This is a genomic window from Sulfuricurvum sp., assembly GCF_030691015.1.
Taxonomy (GTDB): domain Bacteria; phylum Campylobacterota; class Campylobacteria; order Campylobacterales; family Sulfurimonadaceae; genus Sulfuricurvum.
In genome coordinates this window covers 160,453-182,153 of the sequence record NZ_JAUYFF010000008.1, presented here as the reverse complement: position 1 = coordinate 182,153, position 21,701 = coordinate 160,453, and the positions used below count along the sequence as shown (strand labels likewise).

Genomic DNA, 21,701 nt, shown 5'->3' with positions numbered 1-21,701 from the left:
TTACCCTTTTTTACGGGTAAGGACATATGCGAAAACGGCTACAACGGCCAATAAGATATAAATATTCCCTTGTTCTTCCATTAGTGTTCTCCTAATAATTTTTTCATAATTTCAATGTGATAGCTCTCTTGGTAATTGATAAACTCAAAAAAGCTGGAGAGCTTTTCGTCGCGTATGGATGATGAGAGTTTACGACACTCTTCCTTTGCATTCTCCTCTTCGATGATCCCTGAGCGGAGAAATTTTTCCATATCGGCAATTTCATAGGTGAGAGGGTGAAGTACTCTCGGAAGTGCTAAAATCCCCATCTTCGCCATCATCTCTCCGAACGAGCGGAGATGAAAATGCGATTCATCGATCAGGTCTTGAAAATGGGTTACTTCTGCCGCCGTTTCGGCACGGATTTGTCGGTAAAAGTAGACCATAATAAGTTCATACTCTTTGTAAAGCTCTTCGAATAAAAAGAGGGTGAGCGCGTCAGTTTCTGCGGAGTTTAACAGTGCATCCGGCCAATGGCGAGAGCGGTTAAAAGCACTAAGCGGCTCATCCAATGTAAGTTTTTCAAGGTATGCGTTCAAAGTAGAGAGAATATAGTGCTCATCATGAGCCATCCGTTCTGAGAGGGGAGAATCTCCATACAAAAGGTGAAGAGACTTGATCTCATTGATCGTTGTCCGTACAAGGGCAAAGAACGATTCACTCTCAATCTCAAAACGACTATCCCGTTCATAATCATACGCGGAATGGTTTTCGTAAAGAGATACGGCAATCCATTTAAGATGGCGAAATTCGATCTGTGAAAATTCATAGAGACGATTTTTAACCCATGGATCACTCACGGAGAACGACATAAATGCTATCCTCAGCCACAGTTGGTGTTTCGTTCTAAAAAGAGCTGCATCCATCATACCTCTACCTCACATTCCATACCGATTTCAATCGCATGAAGTTCTTCCTCCATCCCTTCAAATCGGTGTGCTTCATTGATTTGTGCCGCTTCGAAGGCGGTGAGAACCATTTGAGCGCACGCTTGTTGTTTTATCGGCCCAAGGGCTACTTTATCACGTAGCTTTAGTGCTGCACTTCGGGCATACTCATACGATTGCCCTTTGATCATCTCGGTGAACATCGACCCCAGTACAACGGTATCGTGACATCCGTTTGTGGCGTAAGCGACTGACTCTAAGATATTGCCTTCACTTTGGATATAAAAAATGACGAATTCGCCGCTTTCTTCACTGTGTCCAACCCCAACTCCGCTAGGATTTTCAAGCGGACCGTAGTTGTGAGGATGCATGAGATGCTCGATGATCTCTTGATTTAGATTATTTTCCATTTGATTATTATAACGCAGGTTGAACCTCTTTGTAAGAGTCCTCACCGTACAATCGCACTATGAAAACCCTAACCCCTGAAACTCTCCGTTATTTACCCACCACCCGTGCTGAAATGGATGCACGCGGATGGGATCAGTGTGACGTGATCCTCATCTCCGGCGATGCTTATATCGATTCACCCTTTATCGGGGTTGCCGTTGTTGGGCGGATATTGGAGCGGGAGGGGTATCGTGTCGGGATCATCGGGCAACCCGATATCACGAACGAAGATATAATGCGTCTTGGGGAGCCGAAACTCTTTTGGGGAGTGAGCGGCGGGAGTGTCGATTCGATGGTCTCCAACTATACCGCAACCAAAAAATTCCGTAACAGCGACGACTACACCCCAGGCGGTGTTAATAACGCGCGACCCGATCGCGCGACGCTCGTATATACGAACCTGATCCGCAAACACTTCAAAAACACCGTCCCTATAGTGTTGGGGGGGATCGAAGCGAGTTTACGCCGCGTCACCCATTATGACTACTGGACAAACAAACTGCGCAAACCGATCCTCTTTGATGCCAAAGCCGATTATCTGATCTACGGGATGGGGGAGGGGGCGATTGTCGCTCTGCCTAAAGCATTAGCCTCCGGTGAATCACCTCATAACATTCGAGGGGTATGTTATATCGCTAAAGAGCCTCGTGAGGGGTATCTGAGCTTACCGTCTCATGCAGAGTGTTTGGAAAACAAAGAGAAGTATATCGATCTCTTTGATCTGTTTTATAACCACAACGACCCCATCTCGGCAAAGGGGTTATGTCAAGAGGTGGACGGACGATACGCTATCCAAAACCCTCCTGCCGATTATCTGGATGAGAACGAGATGGACGCCGTGAGCGCATTGCCCTTTACCCGTGAGCTTCATCCCTACCATAGACCGCAAGGTGCGGTGAAGTGTCTGGAGACGATCAAGTTTTCCATTATGACCCATCAGGGGTGCTGGGGGGAGTGTAACTTCTGCGCGATCGGTGTCCATCAGGGGCGTACCATCCGTACCCGCAGCGAAGAGTCGATTTTAAAAGAGGCCACGCAGTTTACCGAATACAAGGATTTCAAAGGGATCATCAGCGACGTCGGAGGCCCTACTGCCAACATGTACGGCTATGAGTGCAACAAAAAGCTAAAGCACGGTACCTGTGATCATCAGCGGTGTGTCGATGATACCCACCTGTGTAAATCGATGAAAGTCGATCATACCCGTGTTATCAATCTCCTCCGTCGTCTTCGAGAAATTCGGGGGATAAAAAAAGCGTTTGTCGCCTCAGGAGTGCGCTACGATCTGATAAATGAGGACAAACGCCAAGGGTATGAATACCTCAAAGAGATGGTGCGTCATCACATCTCAGGACAGATGAAAGTCGCTCCCGAACACACCTCAGAACACGTCCTCCATCTGATGAACAAACCGGGGAAACAAACGTTAGTCGATTTTAAAAAGCTTTATGACAAATTGAACAAAGAAGAGGGGAAAAAGCAGTTCTTGACCTACTATCTGATCGCCGCCCATCCGGGATGTACCGAGAAAGATATGCACGATCTGAAACGCTTTACGACTGATGAACTCAAGATGAACCCTGAACAAGCACAGGTCTTTACCCCGACACCGGGAACGTACTCGGCGGTGATGTACTACACCGAGATGGACCCCGCAACCCGCAAAAAAATCTTCGTTGAAAAAGATACGGCACGCAAAGAGAAACAAAAACAGATCGTCGTTGCCAAAGACAATTTTAAAAGCGGGTTTGGGAGTTAAATCGCAAACCCGAAAAATAGTGGAACAATTTTTGCGCTCTTACCTCTCTTTTAGCTTCAATTACCTACAATAAACACTTCAAACTTAACATTATGGAACTTTTATTTGCGTATCGATAAATTTTTAAACGCCGTCAATCTGACCAAACGTCGTGCCGTCGCTCAGGATATGATCGGGGAGGGTGTTGTCTACATCAACGATAAAGCGGTGAAACCCGCTAAAAACGTGGCAGTAGGGGATATTATCACCCTCGTGTATCTCGAAAAACAGATGCGTTATGAAGTGCTCGCCATCCCTAGCATCAAATCGACCCCGAAATCTCAACAGCATCTCTACATCAAGGAACTCTCATGAACGCCACCAAAGCTGATTTTGAAGCACTCTTTGAACATAAAATGAGCGATGAGGAGATGCGGGAGTTTTTACTCTCATTATCCCTCAATGCGCAGACCTCTTCGGAGATGATCGCAACCGCCGCTGAGGTGATGCGTAGACATTCGATCATCCTCGAAGTCCCCGCTGAACTTAAACCTAAATTGATCGATGTCGTCGGGACGGGGGGAGACAAGAGCGGCAGTTTTAATGTCAGCTCCACCGTCGCTCTCCTCCTTGCCGCATCGGGTGCATACGTCGCCAAACACGGGAACCGCTCCATCACTTCCAAATCTGGAAGTGCCGATGTCCTCGAATATCTGGGGGTGAAACTTGATCTAACGCTGGAGCAAAGCTCGACCCTTCTTCAAGAGTGCGGATTTACCTTTTTGTTCGCCCAATACCATCATCCTGCAATGAAGTTCATCATGCCGATCCGTCGCTCGATCCCTGAGAAAACGATTTTCAATATCCTCGGACCGCTCACTAATCCTGTGGGACTCTCTAAAATACTTCTTGGGGTATTTGATGAGGTGTTTGTCCCTAAAATGGCAGAAGCGGCACGTGAACTGGGGATGCAATCAGCTATCGTTGTGAGTTCCCGCGAAAAGATGGACGAGATCAGTATCAGCGATATTACCTATGCGGGACATCTGAAAAACGGCGGTATCGAGTATTTCGAGATCGATCCTCAGATGTTAGGGATCAAAAAAGCGCCGTTTGAAGCGATCCTCGGCGGGGAAGCGGAACGAAATGCCGAGATCCTCACCGATATTTTAAACAACCGCTCAACCGAAGCGCAACGGGATATGGTACTGATTAATGCCGCATACGCTCTCGTGGCTGAGGGGATGGCACGCGATGCTCAAGAGGGGCTTGAGATTGCCCGTGACACTTTGCTTAGCGGTAAAGCAGCCGAAAAGCTGAAACAAATCATATCGGTATCGTCCAAACTATGATGAAGCTCTCCCTTGATAACTTAGCACCCTTGTGTGAACATCTCGTCTCTGAGCTGCCTCATGGCGGTATCGTCGTTTTACAGGGGGATTTGGCGAGCGGAAAAACGACCTTTACCCAGGCATTTGCCGATTATTTAGGGGTAGATGATGCCGTTACGTCACCGACTTTTTCGCTACAACAGTGCTACGGTGAAAAACTGTACCATTATGATCTCTATAATTACGGTTTTGAGAAGTTTTTATCGCTTGGGATGATGGAAGAACTCGAACATGAGGGGTATCACTTGATCGAGTGGGGAGATGAGACGCTGATAGGATGGCTCAACCGTGCCGGAATGGAGAGTGTTATTTTAAAAATTACCAAATGCGACGATGAATCGCGATGTTATGAGGTGCAACGTGCATGAATTAAAAATTGAAAACTTAGTCAAAACGATCAAGAATCACGAAATTGTCCGTGGAATCAGTATGGAGCTTCATACCGGTGAAGTCGTAGGATTGCTGGGACCCAACGGAGCGGGTAAAACAACGACGTTTTATATGGTATGCGGGCTTATCGAAGCAACGGCTGGTAAAGTGTACATTGATGGCGAGGATGTCTCCCATTTGCCGCTCCATAAACGCTCGCGTATGGGGATCGGGTATCTGCCGCAGGAGGCCTCTATTTTTAAAGACCTTACCGTAGAGGAAAACCTTATAATTGCTGCGCAGGCAGGTGATCTTGATGCGGAAACGGCAGAAAAACGGATCGAAGAGCTGCTGGAGATGTTTAACATTGAGCCGATCCGAAACCGTCGCGGGATCAATCTCAGCGGCGGAGAACGCCGTCGTGCCGAAATTGCACGCGCGTTAGTCAATAAACCCCGATTTCTGCTGTTGGATGAGCCGTTTGCAGGGGTTGACCCTATTGCCGTTATGGATATTCAGGGGGTCATTTCCCAATTGGTAGAATACGGTATCGGTGTCTTGATAACCGACCATAATGTCCGTGAAACGTTAGCGGTATGTGATCGTGCTTACGTTATTAAAAGCGGTGAGCTGTTAGCATCAGGATCAAGTGATGAGATCGCCCATAACAGCGATGTCCGTCAACACTATCTCGGCGAATCGTTTAAGTTCTAGTATCGCATGCTACGGGTAAAAACAAGCGTTGAGCTAAAAAATAAGCTTTCCAACACACTGCGCAACTGGCTTCCGATTCTTCAATCGAGTCTGAGTGATTTGGGTGAAGCGATGGCTCCGTTTGTTGAGGGGAACCCTCTTATCGATATTAAATCGGGATATGAAGAGTCCTTTGAATCGAGAATCCCGAAAAAAATTCAATACGGCTATGTCCAAAATTCCCACAGCGAAGCGATTGAAGCCCTTACGATTCAGCATAAAAGTTTGTATGAAATACTCGAAGAGCAGGTTGACGGTTCACTGTTTCCTACCCCCGTATCACAGCTCATTGCCAGACATATCATTGAAAACCTCGATGAGGGGGGATATTATGAGGGGGATGACACCGCTTTTTGTTCAGCTCAGGGGATTAGTTCGGAACAATTTGAAAAAATCCGTCTCCGATTTATCCATGTCGAACCGGTAGGGATCGGTGCGCGCAACGTCAGTGAATCGTTTCTATTTCAGCTTGAATCTGCCTCGATCAGCGACGCGGGATATGATCTTGCCCGTGAAATGATTACCCACATGGACGAGTTGGGGCGCTATCGTAAAGAGAGTGCATTTGAAGAGGCGATGCGGGTAGTCGGGAGTTTTAAAAATCCCCCTGCGATTGATTATTTGGAAGATTCTCAGCAAGTGATTCCCGATTTGATGATTCACAATGATCCCGAAGAGGGGATCGAGGTAAGACTTAATGATCAATATTATCCGAGTGTCACCATTGATGCCGCGTACGGCGTCGATCATCCGTTTGTCCGTGAAAAGCTTAAAGAGGCAAAAAGCCTAGTCGATGCGTTGGAAATGCGTAAAGCGACCCTCTATAAAGTGGGATTGATGATCGTCGAATATCAGTACGATTTTTTTACGGGGGGTGCGATCAAACCGCTCACCCTTAAAACGCTTGCCGATGAATTCGGTCATAATCCCTCCACTATTTCACGTGCCATCGCTAACAAATACATTGCCTGTGATCGCGGCATTTATCCGATGAAAGATTTTTTCACCACCGCTATCGATGAAGATGTCTCCAATGCCGCAATCAAAGATTATGTGGCGGAACTGGTCAAAAACGAATCCCATAAAAAACCTCTCAGCGATATGAAACTTTTGGAAATGATCCAAGAGAAATTTAAAATCACGATGGTGCGCCGAACGATCGCAAAATACCGTAAACAGCTCAATATCGCAGGCTCCAGCGAGCGTAAACAGCTTTATCTTTTAGGGCGTTAGTGAACCATTTAAAAGCGTATCTCGATGAGCAGGTAGCCGCTCGAAACCATAAAGATGAGTTGTGTGCCGAACGTCCCGATCCTCTGATGGTAGCCAGAACCACTATGGATCAGCATCATGCCCTGACGTGTGCTCTATTCTCGTACGGGAGTGCCAAAGCTATTGTTGCTTTTTTAACCTCTTTAAATGAGGATTTAACAGATTGCGAAGAATCGGTTTTACGTTCACAGTTAGAGGGGAAATATTATCGCTTTCAGAGTAGCGAAGATATTATTCAATGGTTTTGTACCCTTAGGGACTTAAAAGCTTCTGGCGGGGCTGAGAAGGCCTTTAAAGATGGGTATTCGTCAGATGGTGTTATCGGCGGAGTATCAACATTGATAACATCTCTTTATGACCTTAACCCGTATCGTTCCAAAGGGTATGAATTTTTGATCGGAAAACCGATTGTCTCCATAACAAAAGCCTCAGCCATGAAACGGTGGATGATGTACCTGCGGTGGATGGTACGCAAATGCGAACTCGATATGGGATTATGGAGCGGGGTGAGTCAAAGCGATTTGATTATGCCGCTTGATACCCATACTTTTAACGTTTCACGCGCGCTTGGGCTTTTAAGCAGGTCTCAGTGTGATATGAGAGCCGCTATCGAACTGACCGAAGCTCTTAAACTATTTGATCCCCTTGACCCCCTGAAATACGATTTTGCCCTCTATCGGATAGGGCAGGAAAAAATCCTTCCGAGATGAAAAGCAATAGGGGGCTATGTATAGATTGTGGTACAATCTCGTCCATAAAATTGAATGATAAGAAGTTTATGTCCTAATGAAAAAAATTTTAATCGTCAGTGACGGAGCTATCGGTCAGCACTTTATTGAACGTGTAATCGGTACCTATACCACTGAAAATCTTTATTATATTGTCCAAACAAGTGATAAAGTTTTTGAGGGGTATAACCCGGGACGATACAAATTCTTTCAATTTGACCCCACCAGTTTTTACAAAATTGCCAATTTATTAAAGATGGATTTTTGGCAAGTGGTGTTGGCCATGGAAAACCAAAGCGATTTGGAACATACGATTAAAAATATCCGTTTGAATAAGCCGAATATTCGAATTATTGCTCTCGATTTATGGAATACGATAAGTCCGTGCGATGATATCGAATGGGTCAATATGCAAGAGCTTATTGCCGCCAATATGATCGACTATCTCCCGAACATCCCTGTTTTAGCTAAAAATATAGGATTGGGTTCAGGTGAGATCATGGAAGTTTTGGTTCCGTTCGGAAGCTCATTTGTCTACCGTCATATCGGCTCGATTGAGCAAAAGAATTGGAAAATTGCGGCTATTTACCGTAACCGACAGTTGATTATCCCGAGTGACAATAAAATGATTCAACCCAACGATACGTTGGTATTGGTCGGTGATCCGGCGGTACTACGCTCGATTTACCGAGCGATTAAGCGGGAACTCGGTCAGTTTCCGGCACCGTTTGGGTCTAAAATTTACCTCTATATCGATATGAGTATCGAAAAATCTTCAGCCATAATGGCATTGGTCAGACGAAGCGTATTCATCCAGAAAAAGCTTCGCAAACCTCTTATCATTAAGGTGATTAATCCGGGCGACATTGACGTACTGAGAATGATTAAAGCTTCTGCTCAAGGTGATGTGACGATTGATATCGGGTATGAAGCCCTGCCGGATGAGGGGATGATCCTTAATGACATCAAAAAATATCATATCGGTCTTTTCCTTGTTTCTCACACCGCTTTTTCAATTACCTCGATACGGAAAAAGCTCTATGCCGGAAATGTGCCGGTGTTGAAACTCGCCGATTGTTCATTCTCTTCGTTGCACGAGAGTGTGGTGATTTTGAGCGAAGAGGGGCATATTGAAAACATCTCCACCACCATCTTCGACGTCTCCTCCCAATTTGGATTTAACCTTGAACTCATAGACTACATAAATGAAGAGGGCTCCCATAAAAATGAGGTGATTGAACATTTTAACAATCTCTCCGCCATTTTTTCCAAATCGATTCGTGTCTCAGCGCAAGAGAGTAATCCGATCCGTGAGTTACGCGAGAGGGAAAATTTTCTCCATGTGTTGCCGTTTACCTCTAAAATGTTTATGAACCCGTTTACGGCGTATTTTTCAACCGATCCGGAAGTGCTGTATCGTAAACTCGGACGCTACCACCAGCTTTTCATCCCAACTCAAATTTAACCCTGCGCAAGAGGGTTTTAAGTCATCTTTTAGTAATATATATCTCATTCCGTAACAACTTAATTTATCAGGTTTTTCTATGACGATATCTATCAATCTTAAACGTGTAATTGACGACTCTTATCCCATCCATATCGGTCCTTTGCCGGAAATTAACTTTGAGGGAAAAGTCGTCGTTTTGACTAATCCGAAAGTGGCAGGTTTGCACTTGCAAACACTTTTGACACGATTGAGTGCTAAAGAGGTCTATATCGTTACGATTCCCGATGGCGAGCAGTACAAAACATTAGCGACGATTGAATCGGTTTTGGAGCGCATGTTTGATCATCGTTTGAACCGTAAATCGCTTTTGGTCGCATTCGGCGGCGGCGTGATCGGTGACATGGGGGGATTTACCGCCAGCCTTTACAACCGCGGGATCGACTTCATCCAAATTCCGACAACGCTCCTTTCCCAAGTTGATGCGAGTGTCGGCGGTAAAACAGGGGTTAATAATCGATACGGTAAAAACCTGATAGGAGCCTTTCATCAGCCTCGCGCCGTTTATATCGATCCGAGTTTTCTCGCAACACTTCCTCCTCGGGAGTTTGGAGCAGGGGTCGCGGAGATTGTCAAAATGGCGGTAACGTTTAACGCACCTTTTTTCGAGTGGCTGGAGCAGAATGATTTGCGAGAGGGAGATAATCTTCTTCATGCGATCGCTAAAGCGGTTGAGACCAAAGCGGGTGTGGTCGAAGAAGATGAAAAAGAGCAGGGACTTCGTGCAGCACTGAACTACGGCCACACATTCGGTCATGTCATCGAGAATGAGACCAAATACGAAACCTACCTGCATGGAGAGAGTGTTGCTATCGGTATGGTGATGGCAAACGCTCTTGCGTGTGAAGTAGGGTTGATGACTCACGAGGAAGCCGAGCGTGTCAAACATCTTTTGGGACGTTATGATTTGCCACTTAGCTATTTGATTCAAGACGTTGAGAAATTTTATGAAACTTTTTTCTTAGATAAAAAAAGTGCCGACAGTGCTATTACATTTATCCTTCCGCGAGGAATCGGCGGGGTTGAGATCACAGATGCGATCGAAGCTTCCATTGTTAAAAAAATATTATCTGTATTTCAAGGAATCGGCGCGTGAGACTTTATCGACTCTTTTTAGTATCTTTATTTTTTGCGCTTTTAACCCTTAATGCCGCACAAAATGATGAGCAAACCATTCAAGAAAACGCCATAGAACTCCCTAAAGAGGTTGAACTTGAAAATGCCCGTGACGAGCTCTCTAAAATTCAAAAAGAGCTCTCAAAAGGGAACAGTATTTGGCTCAAAAGCTATAACTCCTATATGGCGTATCAAGAGTCCCGTAAAAGTCTTCGAGAGGTTAAATATCGAATTGAGCAACTGGAGGGGCGTTCATCCTCTGTCGAACGTAAGCTTGAAATCGAAGCGCTACAAGCCAAGCAAAAAGTTTTAACCGAGCAAATCGAATTTCTGAAAGCGCAAGGGGCATCTCCGTTTGTGTCGCTACTGAAGCCGGATGAAGCAGGTGAACTTCCTAGTATTACCAATCCGTTTGATATTATTACCGGTTTATCGTATGTCAAACGCCTTAACAGTTACTATAAAGATTATGTTCTGCGTGAAGAGGAACTCCAAGAACTGATAACTATTTTGGATCGGCAGGTCACCCTTTACAAAACCATCACCCGTCTTGATCCAAAAGCCGATTATGAGGTAGAACTTGAAGCAACATTGTTGCAGGTTGAAAAATTCAAATTGGCGTTGGAAACGCTTGTCTCTACCGCTGAAGTGTACGAGAAACGGATCGAATCGACCGAAGCTAAAATCAATAAAGAGATAAAAGACCAGATATATAAACTGCTCAACATCGGAATGATCGTCGCTGTTTTGATTATCATCTCCTTTTTGTTTAAGCGGGTGATTAAACGCTACATCGTTGATAATGAACGATTTTATATGGCGAATAAGATCGTCACCTTTATCAATGTCACGTTGATTATTATTATTTTACTCTTCAGCTATATCGATAATGTCGGCTATTTCGCCACCGTACTCGGATTTGCGTCTGCCGGTCTCGCCATTGCGATGCGGGATTGGTTTATGTCGTTACTCGGATGGCTTGTTATCGTCGTCGGTGGTTCGATCCATGTCGGTGATCGTGTCCGTTTTGTGAAAGACGGGATGGAATATGTCGGAGATGTTTTGGATATCTCGATGCAGCGGATAACGTTGATGGAAGATGTAACGTTGACGACATTGGAAACAAATCGCCGAGCGGGGCGAATCGTGTTTGTCCCTAACAACTATATTTTTACCTCGATGATCGCCAACTATTCGCATGGTTCGCTTAAAACGGTTTGGGACGGGATTGATATTGTCATTACATTCGATTCGAATCACAAAAAAGCGGCTCATTTGGTAAAAGAACTTTGCCGTAAATATTCCAAAGGGTACACCGATATCACCCGAAAGCAGATCAACAAACTCAGGGATCGTTACAGCCTCAAAAACAGTAATGTTGAACCGCGCGTCTTTACCTTTATTGAACCGCACGGGGTTAAAATCAGTGCATGGTATCTGACAAATGCCTACGCGACGTTAACGTTACGCAGTACGATCTCTGCCGATATTATTGATGCATTCAATGGTGAGTCAGATATTACGATTGCCTATCCGACACAGACGTTCTATACGGCTCCGATACCGCCGAAATCTCCGCCGCCGCCGATGGACGTGTAATGAAGCCGAAAGTTTATTTCAAAACGTTCGGTTGCCGCACGAACGTTTTTGATTCGCAGGTGATGATGTCTGCCTTGAGTGACTATGAAGTGACCGAAGATGAGGGGAGCGCCGATATCGTTGTCGTCAACTCCTGCACGGTGACCAACGGTGCCGATGTAAGTGTCCGCGGTTACATCAATCAGATGGATAAACAGGGGAAAAAGCTCTTTTTAACGGGATGCGGGGCTCATACTAAGGGCGAATCTCTTTTCGGTGCAGGGAAAATCCAAGGGGTCTTCGGCCCTTCTGAAAAAATGAAAATCAACACACTACTCTCAACCGAGAATCGCTTTTATGAGATCGGTGATCTGAACTACATCGATGATGCGATTGTCGATGAGTTCGTCGGCAAATCGCGTGCATTTATCAAAATCCAAGAGGGGTGCAACTTCCGTTGCAGCTACTGTATTATCCCTTTTGTTCGCGGTGATGCACGCAGTATGGATGAAGCCAAGATTTTAGAGCAGGTATCACGACTCGCAAGCAACGGTTTCGGAGAGTTTGTCCTCACGGGGACGAATGTCGGAAGTTACGGTCAGGGTGAGGGGCGAAATATCGCGGAATTGATGAAAAAAATGTCGCTGATCCGTGGGGTTCGTCGTATTCGTGTCGGGTCGTTGGAGCCGATACAGGTCAATGAATCGTTTCGGGAAATTTTGGATGAACCGTGGCTGGAACGCCACCTTCACATCGCGATTCAACACAGCAGCGATTCGATGCTTCGCCTTATGAACCGTCGCAACCGTCATGTGAGCGATATTGAGTTATTCGGGATGTTGAATGATAAAGGATTTGCCCTCGGAACCGATTTCATTGTCGGTCATCCGGGAGAGAGTGATGTGATCTGGAAAGAGGCGATGGAGAACATTCGCGCTTTGAACCTTACCCATATTCACCCTTTTACCTACTCAAAACGTGACGGAACACCGAGTGCGCTGATGAAGCCCGAAGTAAACGGAGCCATCTCATCACAAAGAATGGTTGAGCTTAATGGTATCATTGAATCGAACAATAAAGCATTCCGTCAAAAAAAGACGAATGTTCCGTTGGAAGTACTGGTTGAATCGGGTGAGGGGACTCAGTATATCGGATACGATCAGTTTTATAACAAAGTAGTGATTGAATCGCTCGAAGATATTAGCGGCGATTGGATCACACTGCAAAAGTATGAGGTACACGATGAATATAACATGGCCAAATTTTAACCGTAATCAGCTGATTCTCCTCATTTCTGGCGGGATTGTTTTACTCTTGCTCCTTTTCGCTCTTTTACGAGACAGCAGTGACACCGTAACCCTCTCTGAAGCGGCAAAACTTATCGAAAATGATCAGATCGAAAAAGCATTCAGCGACGACGGATACACCTATTTCGCGACGAAAGAAAACGGTGTGGTGAAAATCGCGTCGTCCCAATTACCCTCAGAATTGACCGCTCATCTCATTATCGAACCCAAAGGGGGGAGCGGTTGGGGATGGTTTTTTATCTTTTTTGCCCTGATTAGCGGTGCCGGATTTTGGGCTTGGAAAAGTCGCCTCGGTTTTGAGGATGATACCCCGATAGAGGTACCGGTTGCCAAAGCTTCTGCTGAGCCTGAAGCGCCGTCTTCTTCTATCACTCCGGCGAAATCGACCGTCCGTTTTAGCGATATCGGCGGAATCGGCGATGTTAAAGAGGAACTCGAAGAGATTATCGACTTTTTACGCAACCCGAAACGCTACTACAGCTTCGGTGCGCGTATGCCGCGCGGTGTGTTGCTCGTAGGCCCTCCGGGTGTCGGCAAAACGATGATCGCCAAAGCGGTTGCCGCCGAAGCGGATGTTCCCTTTTTCTACCAAAGCGGTGCGTCGTTTGTTCAGATTTACGTCGGAATGGGGGCGAAACGGGTGAATGAGCTTTTCTCTGCCGCCAAGAAAAATGCCCCTGCCATCATCTTTATCGACGAGATCGATGCGGTGGGTAAAAAGCGTGAGGGGGGACGAAACGACGAACGTGAAGGAACCCTCAATCAGCTCCTAACCGAGATGGACGGATTTGAAGAGACAAGCGGTATCGTCGTTATCGCCGCGACCAATAACATCGACGTTATGGACGCGGCATTGCTCCGCGCGGGACGGTTTGACCGCCGTATTTTCGTCGAGCTTCCGACCGCAAGTGAACGTGAAGCGATTTTGCAAAAATACCTTCGCCATATTCCGAATGATCTCTCGATAGCGGATATTGCCAAAATGACGGTCGGATTTAACGGTGCATCACTCGCGGCATTAGTCAATGAAGCGGCACTTCTTTGTATGCGTCAAAACGAGATTCAAGTGAAGCAAGAACACTTCTTAGCCGTCAAAGACAAGGTGATGTTCGGGAAGAAAAAAATCGCGATGCTCAGTGACGAACAACGCCGTTATCAGGTGCGCTATCAAGCGGGAAAAGTATTTGCCGCCACGTGGTTTGATCTCCCGTATGAAAAGATCACTCTCACCAACGACGCGATTACCCCTCCGACAGCCGAACCGCAATTACGTCATGAGATAGAAGCTCATATACGGGTTCATTTGGCGGGGATCGCATCGTCGCATCTTCGTTTCGGCGAACACGCCAGCAACGCGTCGCATGATCTGGGTGTCGCCAAAGATTTGGTTCATGCGATGGTCTATGAGTACGGGATGGGAAGCACGGTTCTCCCCTCCGATGAGGACGAAGCAAAGTTGATGGATCGCCTTTATACCGAGATGGCTACTCTTTTGGAGCGGAATGAAAAAATTCTTTCCAAATTTGAAGCGATTTTGGATGAGTACGAACACATCTCCAAAACCCTTGCCAAAGCAACGATGAATGAGATTTTATAGCGGTTTCGCTCTGAGTGAGGAGCAATGTTTTTTTGATCCTTATCTCAAACACAGTGACTACACAGTGGCGGGATTTAGCTACGGTGCGATCAAAGCGGCTCAGTATGCGGCTGAATCACATGAGCGTATAGATACCCTCCAACTCTTCTCCCCCGCTTTTTTTCAAACGAAAAAAGAGTCGTTTCGCCGTCTTCAGATGGGGGGATATATCAAAGATGCCGAACGGTATCTGGAAAACTTTTTGACGAGCTGTTTTGCCCCTTCGCCCGTCGCCCCTATTTCTCTTGGAAGTAATGATACCGAATCGTTGCAAGAGCTTCTCTATTATGAGTGGACACCTGAACTGCTGGAGGCTATCCGCACCAAGGGGATACGGATCGAGGTCTATCTGGGGCTTAATGATCAGGTGATCGATGTAGTAGGAGCGAGGGAGTTTTTCCTCCCCTATGCCACCGTCATCTCTATTCGAAGAGGAAACCATTTTTTACAGGAGAATTTATGATTAAAATAGGGGTTATTACCGCATCAGACCGTGCAAGTGCAGGTATATATGAAGATATTTCAGGGGTTGCGATCCAAGAGACGATGAGCGATTATTTAAAATCGGAACATGAGATTGTATACCGCTGTATTCCCGACAATCAAGATACGATTGAAGAGACGATGATGGAGTTGTGTGACCGTGAGGGGTGCTGTCTCGTGGTAACGACGGGGGGAACAGGTCCTGCAAAGCGAGACGTGACCCCTGAAGCGACCGAAAACGTGTGTGAGAAGATGATGCCGGGGTTCGGTGAGTTAATGCGTCAAGTGAGCCTTAAATACGTTCCTACAGCGATTTTATCTCGACAGACGGCGGGAATCCGAGGCAAAAGCCTTATTATCAATCTTCCGGGAAAACCAAAATCTATCCGTGAGTGTCTGGACGCCGTATTTCCTGCCGTTCCGTATTGCATCGATTTAATTGAGGGACCGTATTTGGAGTGTAACGAAGAGGTTATAAAAGCATTTCGACCGAAACAGTAAGAAAAATGAAAATACTCTTTTCATTTTTTATAACGCTTCTTTTCCCCCTCTCCAATCTCTTCGCTCAATCGAGTGTCTGGAAAATCAGTGACGGTATCCACACGATGTATCTCGGCGGAACGATTCACGTTCTCCGTGCATCCGATTATCCTCTACCTATAGAGTTTGATGAAGCGTATTCGGAGGCAGATTATGTCGTTTTTGAGACCGATTTGTCTTCGGAAAATACCCTTATATTGCAGAAAATATTGACTCAAAAAATGATATTGCCCATAGGTCAAACGCTCGGTGATAAACTCTCTCCTCAAACGTATAGAGAACTGAAGCGGTATCTCGATTCCCAAGGTTATTCGATCACACAGTTTGATCGATTGGAACCATGGGCGGTGATGTTGACGCTGACACAGTTAAAACTCTCCTCGATAGGGATTGATCAAAGCGGAGTCGATAGTCATTACCGAAACCGCGCGGTGAACGATCACCTCCCACAACGTTATCTTGAGAGTATTCAGGAACAAAGTGCCATTATTACCGAGATAGGTCAAGGGGAAGAGGATGCAATGATTCTTCAAACGCTTTCGGATATGAAAGAGTTAAGTACGATGATCACGTGGATGGTAGAGGATTGGCGGCAGGGTAAAACTGAACGGTTGGAACGTGAGTTGGTAGATGAGATGATGGTGGAGTCACCGAAAATGTATCGTCGTGTTTTACAAGAGCGTAACGGTATCTGGATGAAGACGTTAGTAAGGATGATGAAAGAAGAGCAGAGGGGATTCGTCCTTGTCGGAGCGATGCATTTGCTTGGGAGTGATGGGCTGTTGGAGCAGTTTCGAAAACAAGGCTACAAAGTCGAATTAACGAAAACCGAATAAACAAAGAACGAGAAGGATACGGCGTGAGCCGTACCGTTTTACCAGTCGCGCACGAGGTTATGACAGCGCATACAGGCACGTTGAATATCGAGATAGGCATTTTGTGCGGTATCACGACGGACGTTATCCATACTCGATTTAATAATATCGACGTTATCGGTGATCAGGTGTGCTGATGTTGTCGCAATTCTAGCTTTATGAGCTTTCTCTTTCGGGAGCATTTTGCTCATCATCGCTTCGTTGCCCAATAGTTTTTGACTCTCTACCCCTAGAGCTTCGGCGGCTTTGAGCGCTTTTTGTTTATCCCCTTCGATAAAACCCGCCTGCATAATCATCATGTAATTATTGAGTTTGTACATATTGTCTTTGAGATCGTATTCACTTGCAGAGAGTACCGAACTAAATGCCAAAGCCGCAACGGCACCGATTAAAAACTTTTTATCCATGAAAACTCCTTGAATGACATTACTAATACTATAAGTTAATATTGATTAAATGAATATTAATTCATGTAATATTCACTTCTCTGCGGACGGCTGAAAAGGAATCCTTGAAATGCATTACATTGCATATCCCTCAAGAGTTCAAATTGCTCAACCGTTTCGACCCCTTCGGCGATTACCTCAAGCCCGAATGTTTTTCCTATTGTAATAATCGTTTGAATAATAATCTGATCAGAGAGGCTATCGGGCAAAGCTTTGACAAACGATTGATCAATTTTTAGTTCGTCAATGGAGAGATTTTTTAAGTAAGAGAGACTTGAATATCCGGTGCCGAAATCATCAATAGAGAGGGTAAATCCGATTGCTTTTAAGGTGTGAATTTTCTCCATCGTATTTTGAATATCGTGTATCAACAGCCCTTCGGTGAGTTCAAGACGTATTTTGGCCGGATTAATCTCAGTAAGGCTAAGTTGTTCTTGAAGTTTTGCTATATAACGTTCTTCTTCAAACTGCTTCGGACTTACATTGACCGAAATACGCCAATTTTGCTTGATAGGGTGGGTATCCCATAATCGGATTTGTTTGGTAACTTCGTTAAAAACCCAATCCCCCAAAGCGATAATCATTCCTGAACTTTCTGCCAGAGGTATAAATAAGGAGGGTGGAATCAGTCCACGTTCGGGATGATCCCATCGTAACAGCGCTTCAACCCCTTGCGTCACTCCCTGAATATTGACTTGTTCCTGATAAACGACATACAGTTGATTCCCCTCTATAGCCATTCTAAGCGCATGTGTTAGACGGGCATTTTCAGCCATCGTCTCTTGGAGGAGTGAATCATAAAAACGGGACGTATTTCGTCCGCTATTTTTTGCCGCATACATCGCACTGTCCGCATATGTAAAGAGCTGGTCTATGGTTGAGTCTTCACCGAAAAATAAGACGATACCGATACTTGCACTAAGATAGAAAGGATGGTTGTCGACGATAAAAGGCTCTTTAGCAGCTTCAAGAATTTTATTGGATGCTGTTTGGATAGCCGCAGCCGCTTCTTGCTGTATGGCTCCGATATTTTCAATCAGGATGACAAACTCATCCCCTCCGAAACGGGCAACGGTATCGGATTGTCGTAAAATTGTCGATAATCTTTGCCCCATCTGTTTGAGGACTTCATCACCGGCTATATGACCGTTGATATCATTAATTGCTTTAAAATTATCCAAATCGATAAACAGGAGACCACCAAATTGCAGTGTACGTGAACTGGTGAGCATGGCTTGTTTAAAGCGCTCTATCAGTAACCGTCTGTTAGGGAGTTCCGTCAAGGGGTCATAAAAAGAGAGTTTTATAATATTTTCTTTTTGGTAAAATGAGTTTATCGCAAATCCCAAATCCCCTGATAATTCATCGATCATGGCTGTCTCTTCGGCCGTAAACCCGTTTTCCTGAGAGGTGCAAATCATCATGACCCCAAATGCCTCTGACGCTAAGTTATCCTTACGCAGTGTTGCTGCATAAACGGCGGTTATACCGTATTCAGCAACTTTACGACGACACTCTTCGGAAATATCGGAACTGAAATCGGTTAAAATAATAGAGGTATTCCGCTCAAGTGCTATCCTCTCAATCGGAAGAATATGCCACTCATTATCTATACCGTTGGAGGCTTTTACTTGTAACTCTCCATTTTCGATTAAGGAGATCTTTACACTTAAAAATGCTTTATTCGCTACTAAACACAAAGCTGTCTGCTGAATCAGTTCTTCAAGCGACTGTGCCGTGATGAGGATTTTATTGCTGTCCGCAACCGTTCGAAGGATGGAGTAGAGGTGTTGCTGGTAGGCATTCGAATCTTTAAGATCCTGAGTTATTTCCTGAAGTTCTGATGTCCGATTTTTTACTTCGCTCTCAAGTAATTTTTTGGCTTTTACCTCTTTGAGGGTCAGTTGACGTATTGCATAATGGATGAGTCCCAATAGAAAAAAGATGATCGTCCAGCTTAATAAAGCTTCTTTCCAAAAGATGGAAAGTGTTTGATCGGCAATCGTTTTACGAGGAATTTTAATACTGGTTACCCCCCGAATATCTCCAATTTTATAATTATAAGCACTCTTATAGCGTTTAGCGATATATGGGATTATTTCTTCCTTTTTACCGTGACATTTTATGCAGTAAGATTCTATTTTTAGAGGAGAAGAGTAAAAGAAATACTCTTGATTATTGTGTTTAATTCGGGTGAGTTTTTCTTTAGCGTCAGAATTCTCAGTAAAGTAGCGTATGGCTGCAAGCTCATAAGCATCGGCTCGATTACTAGGGTTTCGTGGACGGTCGGTGACATTGCGGATCGTTACCCCATCTTGTGAGCGTTTTTCAAACTCGTCACTAATAAATGCTGCTGCATGGGCGGGTAAAAATCCGACGGTTGAATCGTTTAGATCTAAACCGCTTTTCAAAAATTGCTGATGATAGACATAGCGCATTGAGACAAAATACGTTTGAAGGGATCTGGCTTTTTGAAGCGCTCTGGATTCTATAAGAACTTGTGTTTGTTGATAAAGATAAAAAGTGATGAGGAGTGTTGCAACAACTATAAAGGAGGCAATTATTCGAAAAAGCTGCTTTGTAAAATTGATTTTTCGCATACCTGCTGATCCACCAGAGAGATCTTTTTAAGAGTATAGCATTATTTTAAATTATAAAAGTTAAAAAAATTAATTTTTGTTGGAAAAAGTAGAGAATCCCCATAAAGGGGATGAAGATTATACGAAATCGACTTTGGTAACGTGGTGATTGAGACCAAGTTCCGCAGGAGTACATCCAAGGGCAAGACCTACCATTTGCGGCATATGTAAGACCGGAAGTTTGACATCGCGTCCCAGTGCTTTAGATGCACCGTGGTTTTGAACGTCAAGTTTAAGATGGCAAAGAGGACACGGTGTAACCATCCAGTCTGCATTGGCATCCATAGCACCGGCAATTGCATTACCGGTAAGAATAGCCGCTGTACGAGGAGATTGAAGTTCGGCATGGAACCCGCAACATTTATTTTTTTCTTCGTAATGAACGTTGACACCACCGCACGCAATGATCAAATCATCGAGGGATGTCGGAGTATAGGGATTTTCACCGCCGTTACTGAGATTTTGAAGCTCTGAGGGGCGGATGTTATGGCATCCGTAAAATGGTGCAATGTTAAATTGGCTCAAAGGTACTTCTACTTTGGCCGCAAGGTTTTTCAAACCGAAATCTTGGATAAGAGCATAAAGGAAGTGAGTCACTTCTGAACTCCCTTTGTACTCCAAGCCAACTTCCGCCAATTTCACATTGACCTTTGCTTTTAGCTCAGGATTGGTATCGAGGCGGTGCTTGGTCATGGCCGTGTTAAGCTGACACGTATTACAGATGGTCACCATGGTAAGTCCAAGTTTCTCAGCGTAGCAGATGTTACGGGCATTAAGAACCAATGAGAGGAAATCATCGTAATCTTGGAGATGTGACGCACCGCAGCACGACGCTTCGTCTAAAAGAATCAGTTCAATTCCCAATTTGTCGGCAATTGCTAACGTTGATTTTAGAAGCTCAGGCGTACTTTCACGCGCCGTACATCCGGTATAGAGGGCGTATTTTAGTTTTTCCATCATCAGCTCCTAAAATTTTACGGTAGATGAAGATTTGATCAATTTTTTTACTTCATCCAGATTTTTTGATTTCGGCATATTCCACGGCATAACGATTTTCCCTTTGGCAAACATAGCGATCGCTTCAGGGATATGTTTCATAACGCCGATATTCCCTTCGGAATAACGGACTAACTCGCCTTCATCTAATAGACCGTGTTTTTGTATAGAATGGGCAAATCCAACGGCATGGCGGGTAGCAACATTGTTTTTCGCGATACCCGCTTCAAAGACCATATTATGAAGTTTGGTAATTTTCTCAATCGGATTGACATCTTTAGGACAAACCTCTGCACACTCCATACATTTGACACAATCCCAAACCCCTTGAGCCTCTTCGTTTACAGTATGCAAGCGCTGAAGTGATGCTTCATCACGGACATCGGCGCTGAAACGGTATGCCGCAGCGAATGCCGCAGGTCCGATAAACTCTTCATTGATAGCTAATGCAGGACATGAATAGTGACATGCTCCGCATTGGATGCAGTAATCGGCTTCGAGAAGTTTCTCGGCATCGTGCGGGCTGACAAGGTGCTCTGACGCAGGGTGCTCTTCGATCTCACTGACAAGGTACGGTTTAACCGAAGCGTGTTTGTCCCAAAAATCTTTTTTGTCGATAATAAGGTCTTTTACAACACGTTTGGTGCTGAGCGGCTCAATAATGATTTCATTACCGAATACCTCTACAAGATCGAATAGACGTGATTTACAAGCCAAGATACCTTTTCCGTTGACTTTGATCGAGCAGACACCGCAGATACCGTGGCGGCAGCTACGGCGGTACGATAGACTTCCGTCGTGATCCCATTTGATTCGATTAAGGATATCAAGGACAACCTCTTCGTGAGTGACATCCAAAACATAGGTATTATAGTAAGGAAGATAATCGGTCTCTTCGTTGAAACGGAAAACTTTAAATGTTACTTGTTGCGATTTTATCGACTCCATACTCTC

At 45.0% G+C, this 21,701-nt stretch carries 21 protein-coding genes; 15 read left to right on the top strand and 6 right to left on the bottom strand.

Going from position 1 to position 21,701, the window contains the following annotated elements; translation table 11 throughout:
* Positions 1-80: 80 nt before the first annotated feature.
* Together Q8O20_RS07325 and Q8O20_RS07320 are read right to left on the bottom strand one after the other, a co-directional pair.
* On the bottom strand, positions 81-908 hold the full coding sequence (locus Q8O20_RS07325) for an iron-binding protein (RefSeq protein ID WP_305530629.1): 828 nt from the start codon (positions 906-908) through the stop codon (positions 81-83).
* Positions 905-1,336: an iron-sulfur cluster assembly scaffold protein gene (locus tag Q8O20_RS07320; protein WP_305530628.1), complete on the bottom strand. Its 432-nt coding sequence runs from the start codon at positions 1,334-1,336 to the stop codon at positions 905-907. Before Q8O20_RS07320 ends, Q8O20_RS07325 begins: the two co-directional genes overlap by 4 nt.
* A 59-nt stretch (positions 1,337-1,395) precedes the next feature.
* On the opposite strand from Q8O20_RS07320, the gene Q8O20_RS07315 reads away from it, so the two are divergent.
* The 15 genes from Q8O20_RS07315 (at position 1,396) to Q8O20_RS07245 (ending at position 16,627) form a co-directional block, all read left to right on the top strand.
* The gene (locus Q8O20_RS07315) at positions 1,396-3,135 is read left to right on the top strand and encodes a YgiQ family radical SAM protein (RefSeq protein WP_305530627.1); all 1,740 of its coding nucleotides are present in this window, start codon (positions 1,396-1,398) and stop codon (positions 3,133-3,135) included.
* A gap of 105 nt (positions 3,136-3,240) precedes the next feature.
* On the top strand, positions 3,241-3,489 hold the full coding sequence (locus tag Q8O20_RS07310; RefSeq protein ID WP_295013221.1) for an RNA-binding S4 domain-containing protein: 249 nt from the start codon (positions 3,241-3,243) through the stop codon (positions 3,487-3,489).
* Positions 3,486-4,466 carry an anthranilate phosphoribosyltransferase gene (gene trpD, locus Q8O20_RS07305; protein WP_305530626.1) on the top strand — a complete coding sequence of 327 codons (981 nt, stop codon included), beginning with the start codon at positions 3,486-3,488 and terminating at the stop codon, positions 4,464-4,466. The genes Q8O20_RS07310 and trpD overlap by 4 nt, the downstream gene beginning before the upstream one ends.
* Complete coding sequence (gene tsaE, locus Q8O20_RS07300) at positions 4,463-4,873, top strand: tRNA (adenosine(37)-N6)-threonylcarbamoyltransferase complex ATPase subunit type 1 TsaE (RefSeq protein WP_305530625.1); 411 nt, start codon at positions 4,463-4,465, stop codon at positions 4,871-4,873. Before trpD ends, tsaE begins: the two co-directional genes overlap by 4 nt.
* Positions 4,866-5,588 carry an LPS export ABC transporter ATP-binding protein gene (lptB, locus tag Q8O20_RS07295; RefSeq protein ID WP_294893734.1) on the top strand — a complete coding sequence of 241 codons (723 nt, stop codon included), beginning with the start codon at positions 4,866-4,868 and terminating at the stop codon, positions 5,586-5,588. Before tsaE ends, lptB begins: the two co-directional genes overlap by 8 nt.
* Positions 5,589-5,594: 6 nt before the next feature.
* Positions 5,595-6,860 (top strand): RNA polymerase factor sigma-54, encoded by a 1,266-nt coding sequence (locus tag Q8O20_RS07290; RefSeq protein WP_305530624.1) that lies wholly within the window; start codon positions 5,595-5,597, stop codon positions 6,858-6,860.
* Entirely contained in the window at positions 6,860-7,609 is a 750-nt protein-coding gene (locus tag Q8O20_RS07285; RefSeq protein ID WP_305530623.1) for a TIGR02757 family protein, read from the top strand. The genes Q8O20_RS07290 and Q8O20_RS07285 overlap by 1 nt, the downstream gene beginning before the upstream one ends.
* 76 nt (positions 7,610-7,685) lie before the next feature.
* Entirely contained in the window at positions 7,686-9,092 is a 1,407-nt protein-coding gene (locus Q8O20_RS07280) for a COG3400 family protein (protein WP_305530622.1), read from the top strand.
* Positions 9,093-9,171: 79 nt separating this feature from the next.
* On the top strand, positions 9,172-10,227 hold the full coding sequence (gene aroB, locus Q8O20_RS07275; protein ID WP_305530621.1) for a 3-dehydroquinate synthase: 1,056 nt from the start codon (positions 9,172-9,174) through the stop codon (positions 10,225-10,227).
* A complete protein-coding gene (locus Q8O20_RS07270) occupies positions 10,224-11,846 on the top strand; it encodes a mechanosensitive ion channel domain-containing protein (protein WP_305530620.1) in 1,623 nt (540 codons plus the stop codon). Before aroB ends, Q8O20_RS07270 begins: the two co-directional genes overlap by 4 nt.
* Complete coding sequence (gene mtaB, locus Q8O20_RS07265) at positions 11,846-13,093, top strand: tRNA (N(6)-L-threonylcarbamoyladenosine(37)-C(2))-methylthiotransferase MtaB (RefSeq protein ID WP_305530619.1); 1,248 nt, start codon at positions 11,846-11,848, stop codon at positions 13,091-13,093. Before Q8O20_RS07270 ends, mtaB begins: the two co-directional genes overlap by 1 nt.
* Positions 13,068-14,729, top strand: a complete 1,662-nt coding sequence (locus tag Q8O20_RS07260; RefSeq protein ID WP_305530618.1) for an ATP-dependent metallopeptidase FtsH/Yme1/Tma family protein — start codon at positions 13,068-13,070, stop codon at positions 14,727-14,729. Before mtaB ends, Q8O20_RS07260 begins: the two co-directional genes overlap by 26 nt.
* A complete protein-coding gene (gene bioV, locus Q8O20_RS07255) occupies positions 14,716-15,231 on the top strand; it encodes a pimelyl-ACP methyl ester esterase BioV (RefSeq protein WP_305530617.1) in 516 nt (171 codons plus the stop codon). Before Q8O20_RS07260 ends, bioV begins: the two co-directional genes overlap by 14 nt.
* Positions 15,228-15,752, top strand: a complete 525-nt coding sequence (mog, locus tag Q8O20_RS07250) for a molybdopterin adenylyltransferase (RefSeq protein WP_304740658.1) — start codon at positions 15,228-15,230, stop codon at positions 15,750-15,752. The genes bioV and mog overlap by 4 nt, the downstream gene beginning before the upstream one ends.
* Positions 15,753-15,757: 5 nt before the next feature.
* On the top strand, positions 15,758-16,627 hold the full coding sequence (locus Q8O20_RS07245; RefSeq protein WP_305530616.1) for a TraB/GumN family protein: 870 nt from the start codon (positions 15,758-15,760) through the stop codon (positions 16,625-16,627).
* A 38-nt stretch (positions 16,628-16,665) separates the two neighbouring features.
* On the opposite strand, the gene Q8O20_RS07240 is transcribed toward Q8O20_RS07245, so the two are convergent.
* The 4 genes from Q8O20_RS07240 to Q8O20_RS07225 form a co-directional block, all read right to left on the bottom strand.
* Positions 16,666-17,073 (bottom strand): hypothetical protein, encoded by a 408-nt coding sequence (locus tag Q8O20_RS07240; protein ID WP_305530615.1) that lies wholly within the window; start codon positions 17,071-17,073, stop codon positions 16,666-16,668.
* A gap of 56 nt (positions 17,074-17,129) precedes the next feature.
* Positions 17,130-19,712, bottom strand: coding sequence for an EAL domain-containing protein (locus Q8O20_RS07235; RefSeq protein ID WP_305530614.1), 2,583 nt, complete (start codon positions 19,710-19,712; stop codon positions 17,130-17,132).
* Between the two features lie 117 nt (positions 19,713-19,829).
* Positions 19,830-20,708, bottom strand: coding sequence for a CoB--CoM heterodisulfide reductase iron-sulfur subunit B family protein (locus Q8O20_RS07230; protein WP_305530634.1), 879 nt, complete (start codon positions 20,706-20,708; stop codon positions 19,830-19,832).
* A 9-nt stretch (positions 20,709-20,717) separates the two neighbouring features.
* Entirely contained in the window at positions 20,718-21,695 is a 978-nt protein-coding gene (locus tag Q8O20_RS07225; protein WP_304740647.1) for a succinate dehydrogenase/fumarate reductase iron-sulfur subunit, read from the bottom strand.
* Positions 21,696-21,701 lie beyond the last annotated feature (6 nt).